This window comes from Microvirga arsenatis, assembly GCF_009910705.1.
In the GTDB taxonomy this organism is placed as follows: Bacteria; Pseudomonadota; Alphaproteobacteria; order Rhizobiales; family Beijerinckiaceae; genus Microvirga; species Microvirga arsenatis.
In genome coordinates this window covers 134,242-150,248 of sequence record NZ_JAAAXJ010000002.1, presented here as the reverse complement: position 1 = coordinate 150,248, position 16,007 = coordinate 134,242, and the positions used below count along the sequence as shown (strand labels likewise).

The 16,007-nt window shown below is 67.1% G+C and carries 14 protein-coding genes; 6 read left to right on the top strand and 8 right to left on the bottom strand.

Features of this window, described 5'->3' with window-relative positions; all coding sequences use genetic code 11:
• Positions 1–40: 40 nt before the first annotated feature.
• Positions 41–436 (top strand): NAD(P)/FAD-dependent oxidoreductase, encoded by a 396-nt coding sequence (locus GR303_RS03990; RefSeq protein ID WP_161721291.1) that lies wholly within the window; start codon positions 41–43, stop codon positions 434–436.
• On the opposite strand, the gene mmsB is transcribed toward GR303_RS03990, so the two are convergent.
• The 4 genes from mmsB to GR303_RS03970 form a co-directional block, all read right to left on the bottom strand.
• Complete coding sequence (mmsB, locus tag GR303_RS03985; protein ID WP_161721292.1) at positions 414–1,304, bottom strand: 3-hydroxyisobutyrate dehydrogenase; 891 nt, start codon at positions 1,302–1,304, stop codon at positions 414–416. The two genes, GR303_RS03990 and mmsB, sit on opposite strands and share 23 nt — an antisense overlap.
• A 58-nt stretch (positions 1,305–1,362) precedes the next feature.
• Complete coding sequence (locus tag GR303_RS03980; RefSeq protein WP_161721293.1) at positions 1,363–1,734, bottom strand: DUF5367 family protein; 372 nt, start codon at positions 1,732–1,734, stop codon at positions 1,363–1,365.
• The gene (locus GR303_RS03975) at positions 1,731–2,882 is read right to left on the bottom strand and encodes an isobutyryl-CoA dehydrogenase (protein ID WP_161721294.1); all 1,152 of its coding nucleotides are present in this window, start codon (positions 2,880–2,882) and stop codon (positions 1,731–1,733) included. The genes GR303_RS03980 and GR303_RS03975 overlap by 4 nt, the downstream gene beginning before the upstream one ends.
• A 149-nt stretch (positions 2,883–3,031) precedes the next feature.
• A complete protein-coding gene (locus GR303_RS03970) occupies positions 3,032–4,528 on the bottom strand; it encodes a CoA-acylating methylmalonate-semialdehyde dehydrogenase (protein ID WP_161721295.1) in 1,497 nt (498 codons plus the stop codon).
• Positions 4,529–4,644: 116 nt separating this feature from the next.
• Here GR303_RS03970 and GR303_RS03965 point away from each other — a divergent pair, with 116 nt between their 5' ends.
• On the top strand, positions 4,645–5,535 hold the full coding sequence (locus GR303_RS03965) for a LysR family transcriptional regulator (protein ID WP_161721296.1): 891 nt from the start codon (positions 4,645–4,647) through the stop codon (positions 5,533–5,535).
• A gap of 248 nt (positions 5,536–5,783) precedes the next feature.
• Positions 5,784–6,755, top strand: a complete 972-nt coding sequence (gene tal, locus GR303_RS03960; RefSeq protein ID WP_161721297.1) for a transaldolase — start codon at positions 5,784–5,786, stop codon at positions 6,753–6,755.
• Positions 6,756–6,921: 166 nt separating this feature from the next.
• Here tal and GR303_RS03955 read toward each other — a convergent pair whose 3' ends face one another.
• The 3 genes from GR303_RS03955 to GR303_RS03945 form a co-directional block, all read right to left on the bottom strand.
• Complete coding sequence (locus GR303_RS03955; RefSeq protein WP_161721298.1) at positions 6,922–8,601, bottom strand: thiamine pyrophosphate-binding protein; 1,680 nt, start codon at positions 8,599–8,601, stop codon at positions 6,922–6,924.
• 77 nt (positions 8,602–8,678) lie between these two features.
• On the bottom strand, positions 8,679–10,229 hold the full coding sequence (amaB, locus tag GR303_RS03950) for an L-piperidine-6-carboxylate dehydrogenase (RefSeq protein WP_201751889.1): 1,551 nt from the start codon (positions 10,227–10,229) through the stop codon (positions 8,679–8,681).
• Positions 10,230–10,621: 392 nt separating this feature from the next.
• Entirely contained in the window at positions 10,622–11,755 is a 1,134-nt protein-coding gene (locus GR303_RS03945) for a saccharopine dehydrogenase family protein (RefSeq protein ID WP_161721299.1), read from the bottom strand.
• Between the two features lie 115 nt (positions 11,756–11,870).
• On the opposite strand from GR303_RS03945, the gene GR303_RS03940 reads away from it, so the two are divergent.
• Both GR303_RS03940 and GR303_RS03935 read left to right on the top strand, forming a co-directional pair.
• Positions 11,871–12,299, top strand: a complete 429-nt coding sequence (locus GR303_RS03940; RefSeq protein ID WP_161721300.1) for an Lrp/AsnC family transcriptional regulator — start codon at positions 11,871–11,873, stop codon at positions 12,297–12,299.
• On the top strand, positions 12,296–13,504 hold the full coding sequence (locus GR303_RS03935) for an NAD(P)/FAD-dependent oxidoreductase (protein WP_161721301.1): 1,209 nt from the start codon (positions 12,296–12,298) through the stop codon (positions 13,502–13,504). The genes GR303_RS03940 and GR303_RS03935 overlap by 4 nt, the downstream gene beginning before the upstream one ends.
• A 151-nt stretch (positions 13,505–13,655) precedes the next feature.
• Here GR303_RS03935 and GR303_RS03930 read toward each other — a convergent pair whose 3' ends face one another.
• Entirely contained in the window at positions 13,656–14,378 is a 723-nt protein-coding gene (locus tag GR303_RS03930) for a hypothetical protein (RefSeq protein ID WP_161721302.1), read from the bottom strand.
• Between the two features lie 207 nt (positions 14,379–14,585).
• On the opposite strand from GR303_RS03930, the gene ugpB reads away from it, so the two are divergent.
• A complete protein-coding gene (gene ugpB / locus GR303_RS03925; RefSeq protein WP_246205251.1) occupies positions 14,586–15,896 on the top strand; it encodes a sn-glycerol-3-phosphate ABC transporter substrate-binding protein UgpB in 1,311 nt (436 codons plus the stop codon).
• Positions 15,897–16,007 lie beyond the last annotated feature (111 nt).

Here is a 16,007-nt window from a genome sequence, read left to right as displayed (position 1 = left end):
AAAAGCCTAATGGACGGAAGAGGCAAAAGCTGTAGGTGTCGTGCAACACATCCTGTTCCTGTGGAGGGCACGACCGGATGGCCGCCGCTTCCAGGCCGCCCCCACGAGCAGGCGGCGCCTGGGGGGCGGTCATGCCCATGCCTTTGTGCCGCAAGCCTTTGCCCGCCGTCCGGAGCCGGGCCTGGAGATCATCCTCGTCGGCAAGGACCGGCTCACCCTGTCCGGGCATGTGCCCGGACATCTCGCCGGCCTCTATGGCAGGGGCGAGACCCCTATCGACCTGGAGCGCCTCGCAGGCGCGGGCGGCGCCCGGCTGATTCGCGACGAGGCGGCCGGCTCCCCGCCTTCGAGGGCCGCCTCGCGTGGGGGCTCAAGGACCGGCTCGACCGGCGCGTCATGCGCCGGTTCGATGTTCAGCTCTTCTGTCCGCGGATGAAGTTGATGATGCCGGAGAAGTCGTCGCCCTCGTGGCCCGCATTGGCGAAGAGCGCGTAGAGCTGCGCGGCCTCGGCGCCGAGCGGCGTCGAGGCGCCCGAGGCGAGCGCCGCCTCCTGGGCGAGCTTCAGGTCCTTGAGCATCAGGGCCGCCGCGAAGCCCGGCTTGTAGCCGTTGTTGGCGGGCGAGGTCGGCACCGGGCCCGGCACGGGGCAATAGGTGGTGAGCGACCAGCACTGGCCCGAGGAGGTGGAGGCGACGTCGAACAGCGCCTGATGCGAGAGCCCGAGCTTCTCCGCCAGAACGAAGGCCTCCGACACGCCGATCATGGAGATGCCGAGGATCATGTTGTTGCAGATCTTCGCCGCCTGACCGGCGCCGGCCTCGCCGCAATGGACCACCTTCTTGCCCATCTTGGACAGGATCGGCTCGGCCCGGTCGAAGGCCTCTTTCGTGCCGCCTGCCATGAAGGTGAGAGTCGCGCCCTTCGCGCCGCCGACGCCGCCGGAGACCGGCGCATCGAGGCTCATCAGGCTGCGCCCCTGATCGCGCGCCATGCCATGCGCCTTGCGTGCGCTCTCCACGTCGATGGTGGAGCAGTCGATGACGAGCGTGCCGTCCTTCAGCGCAGGCAGGATCTCGGTCCAGACCGAGAGCACATGCTTGCCGGCGGGCAGCATGGTGACGACGACCTCCGCGTCCCGCACCGCATCCGCCGTGGAGCCCGCGACGCCGACGCCATCTGCCCGCGCCTGATCGCAGGAGGCGGGCGACAGGTCGAAGCCGGCGACCCTGTGCCCGGCCCTGACGAGGTTCGCGGCCATGGGTCCGCCCATGTTGCCGAGGCCGATGAAGGCGATGCTGGTCATGAGAATCCTCCCTTGTTGTCGTGCAATTCTGAAGCCGCTTGTCCGATGAAGGCTGCCGTCATGCGCGCCGCGCCATCCACAGGGCTCCCGCGAGCGAGAATCCGTAGAACCACAGCATCAGCGATCCGAAGACCTTGTCGAGGGCGGGATCGAGCCGCGGGAAGAACACTGCGAAATGCGAGCCCACGGCGGCCATGGCCAGCATGCCGGGAACGGCGACGAGCGTCATGGCATGAATCGCGGCTTTCGCGGGAACTCGCAGAACGTGGTGAATCAGCCCTCCCAGCCCGAGGCCGAGCACGGCTCCCGCCGCGAAGTTGAGCTGGAAGGGGCGTCGCCCGTCGAGGAAGAACCATGGACCTGCAAAATGAAACAGCGCGAAGATCGCCGCGGCGATGCCGAAGCCGAGGCCGAGCGACCTCGCCGTCATCGATTGCCGCGCCCCACCAAATCGCGCGCCACGATCAGGCGCATGATCTCGTTGGTGCCCTCCAGGATCTGGTGCACGCGAAGATCGCGCACGATCTTCTCCACGCCGTAATCGGCGAGATAGCCGTAGCCGCCATGGAGCTGCAGCGCGTCGTTCGCGACCTTAAAGCCCACATCGGTGGCCATGCGCTTGGCCATGGCGCAGAGCTTGGTGGCGTCGAGCGCCTTTTCATCCAGCGCGGAAGCCGCGCGCCACAGGAAGGTGCGCGCGCATTCGAGCTCGGTGGCCATGTCGGCGAGCTTGAACTGCAGCGCCTGGAAGTCGGCGATGCGCTTGCCGAAGGCCTTGCGGTCGTTGGCGTAGGTCAATGCCTTGTCGAGGGCCGCCTGCGCGCCGCCGAGGGAGCAGGCGCCGATGTTGATGCGCCCGCCGTCAAGCCCCGACATGGCGATCTTGAAGCCCTGGCCTTCGTCAGAAAGCCGGTTGGCGACCGGCACGCGCACATCCTCGAAGATGACGGCGGCGGTGGGCTGCGCGTTCCAGCCCATCTTCTTCTCCTGCGCGCCGAAGGAGACGCCGGGCATGTCCTTCTCGATCACCAGGGTCGAGATGCCGGAGGGGCCCTCGCCGCCGGTGCGCACCATGGTCACGTAGATGTCGGAGGTGCCGGCGCCCGAGATGAACTGCTTCACGCCGTTGACGATGTAGTGGTCGCCGTCGCGCACCGCCTTGGTCTTGAGCGCCGCCGCGTCCGAGCCGGAGCCCGGCTCGGTGAGGCAGTAGCTCGCAATCAGCTCCATGGTGGCGAGCCGCGGAATGTAGCGCTGGCGCTGCTCTTCGGAGCCGTAGCGGTCGATCATCCAGGTCGCCATGTTGTGGATCGACAGGTAGGCCGAGACCGCCGGGCAGCCGGTGGCGAGCGCCTCGAAGATTAGCGCCGCATCGAGCCGCGTCATGCCCGATCCGCCCACGTCGTCGCGGGTGTAGATCGCCGCCATGCCGAGGCTTGCCGCCTCGCGCATCACGTCCACGGGAAAATGCTTCTTCTCGTCCCATTCGAGGGCATGGGGCGCGAGGTTCTCCGCCGCGAAGGCGAGCGCCATGTCGCGGACGGCGATTTGATCGTCGGTGAGAGAGAACTGGGTCATGGTCCTAAATCGTCATGGTGGGGGAGATTGTGCACCCCGACTTTGGATCTAGAGCATCTTTCGGCGAAGTGGCTCCGGCTCGCCGCCAAAAAGATGCAGCCCTTCAAAGCAAATGGCCGGGAACGAGCCCCGGCCATGGTCATGATGGTTCACTTCATCGTCGGGATGGAGAATTCCGCGCCTTCCTTGATGCCCGACGGCCAGCGGGAGGTGACGGTCTTGGTCTTGGTGTAGAAGCGGATCGCGTCCGGGCCGTGCTGGTTGAGGTCGCCGAAGCCCGAGGCCTTCCAGCCGCCGAAGGTGTAGTAAGCGAGCGGCACCGGGATCGGCACGTTGATGCCCACCATGCCCACGTTGACGCGGGAGGCGAAGTCGCGGGCCGCGTCGCCGTCGCGCGTATAGATCGCGACCCCGTTGCCGTATTCGTGCTCGGTGGGAAGGCGCAGGGCCTCCTCGTAATCCTTGGCGCGCACCACGGACAGGACGGGCCCGAAGATCTCCTCCTTGTAGATGCGCATGTCGGTCGTCACCTCGTCGAAGAGGCAGCCGCCCATGTAGAAGCCGTTTTCGTAGCCCTGCATCTTGAAGTTGCGGCCATCGACCACGAGCTTGGCGCCTTCCTGAACGCCGAGATCGACATAGGAGCGCACCTTGTCGAGATGAGCCTTCGTGACCAGCGGTCCGAAATCGGCGGAGGGATCGGTGGAGGGGCCGACCTTCAGGGTCTCGACCCGCGGGATCAGCTTGTCCATGAGCGCGTCGGCGGTGGCGCGTCCCACCGGCACCGCCACCGAGATGGCCATGCAGCGCTCGCCCGCCGAGCCGTAGCCGGCGCCGATGAGCGCATCGGCCGCCTGGTCGAGATCGGCGTCGGGCATGATGATCATGTGGTTCTTCGCGCCGCCGAAGCACTGCGCGCGCTTGCCGTTGGCGGTGGCGCGGGAATAGACGTATTGCGCGATCGGCGAGGAGCCGACGAAGCCCACGGCCTTGATGTCCGGATCGTCCAGGATCGCGTCCACCACTTCCTTGTCGCCGTTGACCACGTTGAGGATGCCGGCCGGCAGGCCCGCCTCCATCATCAGCTCGGCCAGGCGCATGGGCACGCCCGGATCGCGCTCGGAGGGCTTCAGGATGAAGGCGTTGCCGCAGGCGATCGCCGGCGAGAGCTTCCACAGCGGGATCATGGCGGGGAAGTTGAACGGCGTGATGCCGGCCACCACGCCCAGCGGCTGGCGGATCGAGTACATGTCGATGCCGGGGCCGGCGCCTTCCGTGAACTCGCCCTTCAAGAGGTGCGGAATCCCGACGCAGAACTCCGCCACCTCGACGCCGCGCTGGATGTCGCCCTTGGCGTCCACGATGGTCTTGCCGTGCTCGCGCGCCAGCATCTCGGCGAGCGAGTCGGTCTCCCGGGCGATCAGCTCGAGGAACTTCATCATCACGCGGGCGCGGCGCTGCGGGTTGGTGGCGGCCCAGGCCGGCTGCGCGGCCTTGGCGTTCTCCACCGCCTGGCGCAGCTCGTCCTTGGACGCCAGCGCGACCCGGCCGATCACCTCGCCGGTCATGGGCTGGAAGAATTCGGTGGTGCGGCCCGATTTGCCGGGGACCTGCTTGCCGCCGATGAAGTGTCCGACCTCGCGCATGGCGTATTCCTCCTGAGGGTGCTTTTTCGTGCCTTCTTCTATCATTGTTGAAATCGCACGACTATGGGTGAAACCGAGGCACGGTTGTGCGAAAATGCCAATGCCTGAGGACCTGCATGAGCGCCTTCGACTGGGACGATCTCCGCTTCTTCCTGGCCGTTGCCCGGGCCGGCCGGCTGACCGCGGCCGCCCGGCAGCTGGAGGCGGATCACACCACGGTCTCGCGCCGGATCTCGGCCCTGGAATCGTCCCTCAAGGCCAAGCTCTTCGAGCGCAGCCCGCAGGGCTACACCCTGACCGAGCCGGGGGAGCGGCTCCTGAAGCATGCGGAGACCATGGAGACCCAGGCGCTGGCGGTGGCGAGCGAGCTGGGCGGCGCCGACCTCGCCCTTTCGGGCACCGTGCGCATCGGCGCGCCGGACGGCATCGGCACCTACTTCCTCGCCCCCGAGCTCGGGGCGCTCGCCGAGCGGCATCCTGGCCTCACCCTCCAGCTCGTGGCCCTGCCGCGGACCTTCTCGCTGTCCAAGCGCGAGGCCGACATCGCCGTGACCCTGGAGCAGCCGACCGAAGGGCGTCTCGTCTCCCGCAAGCTCACGGATTACCGGCTCAGGCTCTACGCCTCGAAGGATTATCTCAGGCGCCACGGGCCGGTGCGGGAGCTGGCCGACCTCTCGGGCAAAACCCTCGTGACCTACGTGGCGGACCTGCTCTACAGCCCGGTGCTCGACTATTTCTCCAATCTCGAAAAAGTTACCTCCCACCGCTTCGAATGCGCCAGCGTGGTGGCGCAGGCGGAAGCCGTGCGGGCGGGGATCGGCATCGGCATCCTGCACGACTACGCCGTCCGGCAATTCCCGGAGCTCGAGGTGGTGCTGCCCGAGATCTCGTATCTTCGCACCTACTGGCTCGTGACCCATGCGGATGTCCGGACCCTGCGTCGGGTGGAGGAGGTCTATTCCTTCATCCTGAGCCGCGTGCGGGCGAACCGGGGGCTTTTCGTGTGAGCGCCCGTTTCTTCCCTCCCCCTTGCGGGGAGGGATCGAAGGTGGGGGTTGGAAAGTCAAAGCGCCTGCTTCATCCATAGAGCGAGCAGCCTGCGACAGCGCCTGACTGGTTGGCGCGCTCACCCGGTCGGACCGCCCCACCCCTCCCCGCAAGGGGGAGGGGAAAAGGAGCGCCGCGCTCCCCAGGGCCTTCACGAAGTCTCCTGAACCCACTAAGTCAAACCCAAACGAACCCCACGGAGATCCCGATGCCCTCCAAGCTCGACCAGTTGCGCGCCATGACGGTCGTCGTCGCCGATACGGGCGACCTCGATGCGGTGCGCCGCCTGAAGCCCCAGGACTGCACCACCAATCCGACCCTGCTGCTGAAGGCGGTCGAGACCCCGGCCTATGGCCATATCCTCGACGAGGCCCTGGCCTGGGGCCGCAAGCAGGGCGGCTCCCGCGAGGGCATGGTGGCGGCGATCTGCGACCGGCTCGCCGTGGCCTTCGGAGCGGAACTGGCCAGCATCGTGCCGGGCCGCGTCTCGACGGAGGTGGATGCGGACCTCTCCTTCGACACGGAAGGGACGGTGGAGAAGGCCCGGGCCATCATCAAGGCGTACGAGGAGCGCGGCATCGGGCGCGAAAAGATCCTCATCAAGATCGCCTCCACCTGGGAGGGCATCCGCGCGGCGGAAGTGCTCCAGAAGGAGGGCATCGACTGCAACCTCACGCTTCTCTTCAGCCAGGTGCAGGCCCAGGCCTGCGCGGAGGCCGGCGTGTTCCTCATCTCGCCCTTCGTCGGCCGCATCCTCGACTGGCACGTGAAGGCGGGCGGCGGGCCCTATACGGGCGAGACCGATCCCGGCGTGCTCTCCGTGCGCAAGATCTATGCGTCGTACAAGGCTCAAGGCATCAAGACCGTGGTGATGGGCGCCTCCTTCCGCAACATCGGGGAGATCGAGGCGCTCGCGGGCTGCGACCGGCTCACGATCTCGCCTGCGCTCCTCGACGAGCTGGCGAAGGCGGACGGCGAGCTGCCGCGCAAGCTTTCGCCGGAGAATGTCGAGAAGATCGCGCCGCTGCCGCGCACGGACGAAAAGAGTTTCCGCTTCGCCCTGAACGAGGACGCGATGGCGACGGAAAAGCTCGCCGAGGGCATCCGCTCCTTCGTGAAGGATCTGCGCTCCTTGCGCACGCTCGTGGCGCGGCGGCTCGACGAGGCGAAGGCGGCTTAAACCTAAGAAACGTCATCCCGGACGAGCAAAGCGAGATCCGGGATCGCGTGATGAGCGTGGCGCTACCAGCCCTCCCCCACAAGGGGGGGAGGGGAAACACGCGCCCTATCCTGCTCGCGATCCCGGATCGGCTGCGCCGTCCGGGATGATGCGCATGATCGCGTTCTTACTTCCCGCTCGCCAGTGCCTTCTCGCGGATCGCGGACAGCGACATCGACGGCGTGATCGCTTCCGGGTCGAGGATGCAGTGCAGGATCGCCGGCTTGCCGGAGGTGAGCGCGCGCTGGAGGGCGGGCGCGAAATCCTCCGTCATCTCCACGCGCTCGCCGTAGCCGCCGAAGGCGCGGGCATAGGCGGAAAAATCCGGGTTCTGCAGCATGGTCGCCGAGACGCGGCCGGGATACTCGCGCTCCTGGTGCATGCGGATCGTGCCGTACATGCCGTTGTCGAGCAGGATCACCAGGATCGGCAGGTCGTACTGCACCGCGGTGGCGAATTCCTGCCCGTTCATGAGGAAGTCGCCGTCGCCGGCGAACACCACCACGGGGCTGTCGGGGCGCAGACGCTTGGCGCCGACCGCCGCCGGGACGCCGTAGCCCATGGAGCCGGAGGTGGGCGCAAGCTGCGTGCCGTACTCCCGGAACGGCCAGAAGCGGTGCACCCAGGTGGCGAAGTTGCCGGCGCCGTTGCAGAAGATCGTGTCGGAGGGCATCACCTCGCGCAGGTGCCGCATCACGTCGCCCATCTGCAGGGCGCCCGGAACGCGGATCGATTCCGGATCGCTCCAGGCGAGATAATCGGAATGCGCCGCCGTCGTGCCCTCGCTCCAGGGCAGGGAGGCCGGCGGATGCACGCCCTCGAGCGCCGCCGTGAAGGCATTGGGCGAGGCGTTGATGGCCAGATGCGGCGCATAGACCCGGCCGAGCTCGCTCGGATCGGGATGGATGTGCACCAGAATCTGCTTCGGCGCGGGAATGTCGAGAAGCGTGTAGCTCTGGCTCGGGATCTCGGAGAGGCGCCCGCCCACGAGCAGCACGAGGTCGGCCTCCTTGATGCGCGCGAGCAGCTTCGGATTCACCCCGAGCCCCAGGTCGCCGATGTAGGAAGCGTGGTCGGCGGGAAACAGCATCTGGCGGCGGAAGGTGCAGGCCACCGGCAGCTCGAAGCGCTCGGCGAAGCGCACGAAGCGCTGCACCGCCACGTCCGACCAGCGGCTGCCGCCGAGCAGCGCCACCGGCTTCTTCGCGCCGTGCAGGAGCTTCTGCAGCTCCGCCATATGCGTGAGACCGGGATGGGTCTCGATCACCTGATAGCGCGGCGCGTCGGCGACCGCGGCCATCTCGGTGAGCACGTCTTCCGGAAGCGCGATCACGACCGGGCCTGGACGACCGGAGGTGGCCACATGAAAAGCGCGGGAGACGATCTCGGGAAAGCGCGCCGGATCGTCCACCTCCGTCGCCCATTTGGCGAGCGGTCCGAAGGCGGCGCGGTAGTCGAGTTCCTGGAACGCCTCGCGCTCGCGCATGCCGCGCTCGATCTGGCCGACGAACAGGATCATCGGCGTGGAATCCTGCCTGGCGATGTGAATGCCGGGCGAAGCGTTCGTCGCGCCGGGGCCGCGGGTGACGAAGCAGATGCCGGGGCGGCCGGTGAGCTTGCCGTAGGCCTCCGCCATCATGGCCGCGCCGCCTTCCTGGCGGCAGACCGTCACAGTGATACTGGCATCATGCAGCGCGTCGAGGGCCGCCAGGTAACTCTCGCCCGGAACGCAGAAGATGTGATCGACTCCATGAACGAGAAGCTGATCGACAAGAATCTGGCCGCCGGTGCGGGAGGGCGCTGTCATGGAAGGCTCGCGATGTGAGAATGGATCTGCATAGAAAAACGGAGGGCATCTCGCCCTCCGCGTGTGTTTTAAGACGGTCAGGCGTCCACGTCGAACTTCACGCCCTGGGCGAGGGGAAGCGTGTTGCCGTAGTTGATCGTGTTGGTGGCGCGGCGCATGTAGGCTTTCCAGGCATCCGAGCCCGACTCGCGGCCGCCGCCCGTCTCCTTCTCGCCGCCGAAGGCGCCGCCGATCTCGGCGCCGGAGGGGCCGATATTCACGTTGGCGATGCCGCAATCCGAGCCCGCCGCCGAGATGAAGGCCTCGGCCTCGCGGATGTTGAGGGTGAAGATCGAGGATGAGAGGCCGGCGCCCACCGCGTTGTGCAGTTCGATCGCCTCGTCGAAGTCCTTGTAGCGCATCACGTAGAGGATCGGCGCGAAGGTCTCGCGGGTCACCGGGCCGGTCTGGCTCGGCATCTCGACGAGGGCGGGACGGGCATAGACGCCCTCGCCCGCCACATCCGTGTAGCGTCCGCCGCCATGCACCGTGCCGCCGGCCGCGCGGGCCTCATCCAGCGCGCGCTCCATGCCGTCGAAGGCAGCCTGGTCGATCAGCGGGCCGACGAGGGTGCCGGGCTCGCGCGGATCGCCGATCTTCACGCTGCCATAGACCTTGATCAGGCGCGGCACGAGCTGGTCGTAGACGCTCTCGTGCACGAAGAGGCGGCGCAGCGTGGTGCAGCGCTGGCCCGCCGTGCCCATGGCCGCAAACGCAATGCCGCGCAGCGCGAGGTCGAGATCGGCGGAGGGCGCCACGATGGCGGCGTTGTTGCCGCCGAGCTCCAGGATCGCGCGGGCGAAGCGTTCCGCGAGCTTCGGGCCGACCTGACGGCCCATGGCGGTGGAGCCGGTGGCGGAGAGAACCGGCACACGGTGGTCCTCGACCAGGATCTCGCCGATCTCGCGGCCGCCGAGGATCACCTCGCACAGGCCTTCCGGCACGCCGCCGTAGCGCTTCGCCGCGCGCTCCACGATGGCGTGGGTGGCGAGCGCCGTGAGCAGGGTCTTTTCCGAAGGCTTCCAGACCACGCTGTCGCCGCACACGAGCGCGAGCGCCGCGTTCCAGGACCACACGGCGACGGGGAAGTTGAAGGCGGAGATCACGCCGCAGACGCCGAGCGGATGCCAGGTCTCCATCATGCGGTGATCGGCGCGCTCGGTGGCGATGGTCAGGCCGTAGAGCTGGCGCGAGAGGCCGACGGCGAAATCGCAGATGTCGATCATCTCCTGCACCTCGCCGAGGCCTTCGGAGACGATCTTGCCGGCCTCCAGGGTCACGAGGCGGCCGAGATCCTCCTTGGCGGCGCGCAGCTCCTCGCCGAGCAGCCGGATGAACTCGCCGCGCTTGGGCGCCGGGATCCTGCGCCAGGCCTTGAAGGCGGCGTCCGCCCGGCCGATGGCGGCCTTGGCCTCCTCCGGGGTGGTCTCGCGCACATGGGCGATCACCTCGCCGGTGATCGGGGAACGGGCCGGGCGGCCGCCGGACGCGAAGGCGCTCTCCGGCACGCCGAGGCGCGCGAGAATGGCGCGGGCCTCCTCCGCAACGGAGGTGGGCGCGGCGGATACGGGTTTCAGGCTCGCGGTCATGATGATCTCCCTCGATGCGGGCTTAAGGCTCGGCATGGAGCCCTGGCCGGCGCTTGTCCTTGGAACGAAACGACGGCGGCTGTCAGGCCACCGTCTTAAAGCATTTTCGGATGAGCAGGGAACTGCTTTTCCCGAATAGGGTCATGCGGTTTTGGTAAGAAGCTGAGCAAGGTGCAGTAGGCCGCAACCTGCCCTCCTCCCCCTTGCGGGGAGGAGTTGGAGGTGGGGGTGGAACGACCGGGTGAGGGACTGCTTTGTGAGGCGCTGGCAGGACCCTGCGTGAAACCATTGCTCGCTTCTCGTTCCAGCTTTACGACCCCCACCCCTGCCCCTCCCCGCAAGGGGGAGGGAAGAGTTCTGCACCCGGTCTAAACAGGCGCTTCACTTGTTCCTCACGCCACCGCGTCGAGGCGGATGTTCTTCGCCGCCGGCTCGTGGCCCTCGTCCAGGCGCTCGCCGGCATAGACCCGGCCGAAGCGGTTGGCGAGGAAGGTGTCGAGGTCGATCTCCTCCTGGCGCACGAAGCCCTGGCCCGGCAGCTTGCCCTCGACCAGAAGGTCGAGCATGGCGCAGATGCCGGCGGCGGTGGTCACCTGGATGGCGGTGCGCTGCTGGCCTGCCACCTTCTGACCGTAGATGCTGCGGGCATAGGTCTCCTGCACGTAGCGGCCGCCGCGTTCGCCGGTCACGGTCACGAACACGATGACCATGTCCTGCATGGTGGCGGGCACCGCGTTCTCGAGGATGTCCTTCAGGACCTCGCGGCGGTTGCGTAAGCCCAGGTCGTTGAGCAGCACGCGCATGAGGGCGCAATGGCCGGGATAGCGGATGGTCTTGTAGTTCAGGTTGCGCACCTTGCCTTGAAGCGTCTCGCACAGGGTGCCGAGGCCGCCGGAGGTGTTGAAGGCCTCGTAGCGGGTGCCGTCGAGGGAGAACTCCTCCAGCTCCTCCATGGCCGGAACCTCGCGCAGCTTGCCGTCGACCACCGCCTCGCAGCGCTCGATGTATTCGTTGATGACGCCGTCCGTGCTCCAGGTGAGGTTGTAGGACAGGGCGTTCGAGGGGTATTGCGGCAGGGCGCCGACGCGCAGGCGCACCGTGTCGAGCTTGTCGAAGCGGCTCGCGATGTCGTGCGCCACGATGGAGATGAAGCCGGGGGCTAGCCCGCACTGGGGCACGAAGGCGGTCGTCGCGCCCTCCGCCAGTTCCTTCACCATGCGCGTGGTGGCCACGTCCTCGGTGAGGTCGAAATAGTTGACGTCGGCAAGGCGCGCGGCCTGGGCCACGTGGCCGGTCAGGTGGTAGGGCGCCGCGCTGAGCACGGCGTAATGCCCCTTGAGGGCGTTCTGCAGGGCGACCGCGTCATTGAAGTCGAGCTGGATCGTTTGGACGCCATCCCGGGCGACGGCTTCCAGCGCGGCGGCGGAGGCGTCCGCGACGGTGACGCGGTAGTCGCCGGTCTCGTGGAGCATGTCGACAATGGTGGAGCCGATCTTGCCGGCGCCGATGACGAGAATCGAGTGCATTCGTAACCTCCTGAAATCAAGGTCAGAAAAAGGCAGGGCGCTGCAGAACGCCATAGACAAGCTGACGACAAGACAGGTAGTTTTCGGCAGATCGCCGTTTCAACTGGTCAAAACGATGCTCGATGCCACGGATCGCGCCCTGATCGCCCTCCTGCGGGAGAACGCCCGCATCGGCCACGCGGAGGCCGCCCGGCGCCTGGGGCTCTCCCGCACCACCGTCCAGGCGCGGGTGGAGAGCCTGGAGCGCCGGGGCGTGATCGCCGGCTACACCCTGCGCCTCGCGGAGGAGGTTTCGAGCCGCATGGTGCGGGCGCATGTCACCATCGTGGTCGCGCCCAAGGCTTCCGCCGGCGTGGTGTCGGCGCTTCAGCGCATGCCTGAATTGCGCGCGCTTCATTCGGTTGCAGGTGTCTTCGATCTCCTGGCGGTGGTAGAGGCTCAGGACGTCCCCTCCCTCGACGCCGCCATCGACCGGATCGGCGCCCTCGAGGGCGTCGAGCGCACCCAATCCTCCATCATCCTCTCAACGAAGTTCGAACGATGACCCCAGCTACCTCCCTCTCAGCCGATGTCGTGATCGTCGGCGGCGCCGTCATGGGCTCCTCCGCCGCCTATCACCTGCTCGCCGATTCCGGCTTCAAGGGGCGCGTCGTCGTCGTCGAGAAGGACCCGACCTACCAGCTTTCGGCCTCGGCGCTCTCGGCCGCCTCGATCCGGCAGCAATATTCCAGCGCGGTGAACATCCGCATCTCGCTTTATGGGATCCAGTTCCTGCGCAGCATCGGCGATCATCTCGAGGTCGAGGGCGAGCGGCCGGAGATTGGGCTCAAGGAGGCCGGCTACCTCTATTGCGCGTCGGAGGCGGGCGAGCAGGTTCTGCGCGAGAACCAGGCGCTGCAGGCGGCCGAGGGCGCCGACATCCTGTTCCTGAAGCCGGACGAGCTGAAAAGCCGCTTTCCCTGGCTCAACGTGGAAGATCTCTCGGCCGGCACCTGGGGCCGCTCGGGCGAGGGCTGGTTCGACGGCTGGGGCCTGCTCCAGGCCTTCCGCAAGAAGGCGCGCGCGCTCGGGGCCGAATACGTGAAGGGCGAGGTGGCCGCCGTGGAGCGGGAGGGCGGCCGGATCGTCGCCGTGCGCCTCAAGGACGGCACGCGCATCGCCTGCGGCGCGCTCGTCAACTGCGCCGGCTCCGGCGGCCGTGCGCTGGCCGCGATGGCCGAGGTGTCGATCCCGGTCCAGGCCAAGCGCCGCTACGTGTTCACCTTCTCCTGCCGGGAGCCCGTGCCGAACTGCCCGCTGCTCATCGACACCTCCGGCGCCTATGTGCGGCCGGAGGGCGAGGGGCACTTCATCTGCGGCGCCTCGCCGGAGGCGGAGATGGATCCCGACTGGTCGGACGAGGATCCGGGATCCCAAGAGATCGACCATTCCTTCTTCGAGGAGTTCATCTGGCCCTCGCTGGCCCATCGCGTGCCGGCCTTCGAGGCGATCCGCCCCGGCCGGGCGTGGTCGGGCCCCTACGACATGTGCCTGCTCGACCACAACGCCATCATCGGCCCGGCCGGGGAGCTTGCGAATTTCTACCTGTGCAACGGCTTCTCGGGCCACGGCCTGCAGCAGGCCCCGGCGGTGGGGCGGGGCCTGGCCGAGCTCATCGTGCACGGCGGCTACCGCACCCTCGACCTGTCGGATCTGGGCTACGAGCGGGTGCTCGCCACCCGGCCGCTCCTCGAGCGGAATGTCATCTAGAGCGCCCGACAAGCACGCCATAAGCCTCGTCTCGAGGAGCGAGCCTGCTCGCGGCTCGAAGGACGAGGCGTCTCCGGCGCCCTCTGGATCCTCCTTCGAGACGCAGCCTCACGGCTGCTCCTCAGGATGAGGGGTGTTTTGTCGGCAAGCCTTAAAGGCCCGTCTCGTCGGAGGTGCGGTAGGCCCAGATGCGGCCGCCCCGGTTCATGTGGCGCTGCATGAGGCCGGGCTGATCCGGCGAAGGCCGGGTGTCCACGGCCAGCTCGTTCACACCTTCGCGATCGGCGCGCTCGTCGCTGCGGCGGGCGCCGGTGCCGATTGTCGTGCTCGAGCCCTGGTTGGACTGGGCGAACTCGTCCGTTCTCAGATCCGTGGTGCCGAGATCGTCCGCGCCCTCCGCCATCAGGCCCATGCCGGGCAGGGTGCCCGCGGTGGTCGTGCCGCTGCCCGAGCCGCCGGTGATCCCGGCGCCGAGCGGCGCACCGGCATCGGCTCCGGCCTGATCGGAGTCGTTGCTCCCGAGCCATTCCCGGCTGCTGCCGTCGAGATCCACGGGGCTGAACATCTCGAGCACGCGCACGGCTTCCTCGGCATTGTCCCGTTCGACCTGCGCGGCGATCAGGGTGCAGCCCCGGTGAAGCCCCTGCTCGAAGAGCCGCCGGTCGGCATCGGGCAGGTTCAGGTCGTGGAGCGCCTCCAGGGAATCGTCCCGGGCCGAGAGGGTGCGGAACCCGGAGATCGAGGAGATCTCCCGGGCGTCCTCGTTCCCGACGGCCACGATCCGGTGCTGGGCGATGCCTGTCTGGAGCAGGGCCTGAAGAGCCTGGCTGGCCTGGGCGGGGTCGCTGAAGAGAGCTGCGATCATCTGGGGCATGGGTCTCTCACCTATGGTTACTCTCCCAACGAAGAGGCTCTCCGCCCTGTTCCCGGGCGCCGCCATTAAGCCTTTTGGATGAAAGGGCTTCCATTTTGAAGCCGGCTATGATTGTCATGGTTTCGTCATAGAACCGTCATCCGGGCTTAACGCAGGGGTGATGAACGACAAGAACGTCCCAGACGGGATGATATGGGAGAGATGAGAATGATGAAGAAGTCCCTTCTCGGCGCCCTGGCCATCGGCCTGGCGACGAGCACCTCGGCCTTCGCCCAGACCGAGATCCACTGGTGGCACGCCATGACCGGCGCCAACAACGATATCATCAACAGGCTGTCCGAGGAGTTCAACGCGAGCCAGAAGGACTACAAGGTCATCCCGACCTACAAGGGCACCTATGCCGACAACATGAACGCCGGCATCGCCGCCTTCCGCGCCGGCAACGCTCCCCACATCCTGCAGGTCTTCGAAGTCGGCACCGCCACCATGATGGCCGCCCGCGGCGCGATCAAGCCGGTCCACGAGATGATGAAGGAAGCCGGCGAGAAGTTCGATCCGCAGGCCTATCTGCCCACCATCACGGGCTACTACTCCACCGCCAAGGGCGAGATGCTCTCCTTCCCGTTCAACTCGTCCTCCATGGTCATGTGGGTCAACAGGGACGAGCTGAAGAAGGCGGGCGTCAACGGGATCCCGAAGACCTGGCCGGAAGTGTTCGACGCGGCCAAGAAGCTCAAGGCGGCCGGTCACGAGACCTGCGGCTTCAGCTCGGCCTGGATCACCTGGGCGATGATCGAGCAGTTCTCGGCCTGGCACAACGTGCCCATGGGCACCAAGGCGAACGGCCTCGACGGCTTCGACACCGAGCTGAAGTTCAACTCGCCGCTTCACGTGAAGCACCTGCAGAACCTCGTCGATCTGCAGAAGGACAAGACCTTCGACTATTCCGGCCGCGACTCCAGGAGCGAAGGCCGCTTCACCTCGGGCGAATGCGCCATCTTCCTCAACTCGTCGGGCTTCTACGGCAACGTGAGGGCGAACGCGAAGTTCGACTACACCTCGGCTCCGATGCCGTATTACCCGGACGTGCCGGGCGCCCCGCAGAACTCCATCATCGGCGGCGCCTCGCTCTGGGTCATGGGCGGCAAGAAGCCTGAAGAGTACAAGGGCGTGGCCAAGTTCTTCGCCTTCCTGTCGGACACCGACCGCCAGGCCAAGCTGCACCAGGAATCGGGCTATCTCCCGATCACCAAGGCGGCCTACGAGAAGACCAAGGCTTCGGGCTTCTACGAGAAGAACCCGATCGTCCAGACGCCTCTCCTCGAGCTGACCAACAAGGAGCCGACCGAGAACTCCCGCGGTCTGCGCTTCGGCAACATGGTGCAGCTGCGTGACGTGTGGTCCGAGGAGATCGAGGCGGCGCTCGCCGGCCAGAAGTCTGCGAAGGACGCCCTCGACGCGGCCGTGAACCGCGGCAACCAGATGCTGCGCCAGTTCGAGCGCACCGTCAGCCGCTAAGACCGACCAGTGAGTCCCTCATCCCGGGTGGCTGCCGGCTGCCCGGGATGATCTTATAAGAACGACAAGAATAGCCTGCGAGTGGGAGGAGTCGGTCCCGGCAGGTTTTGC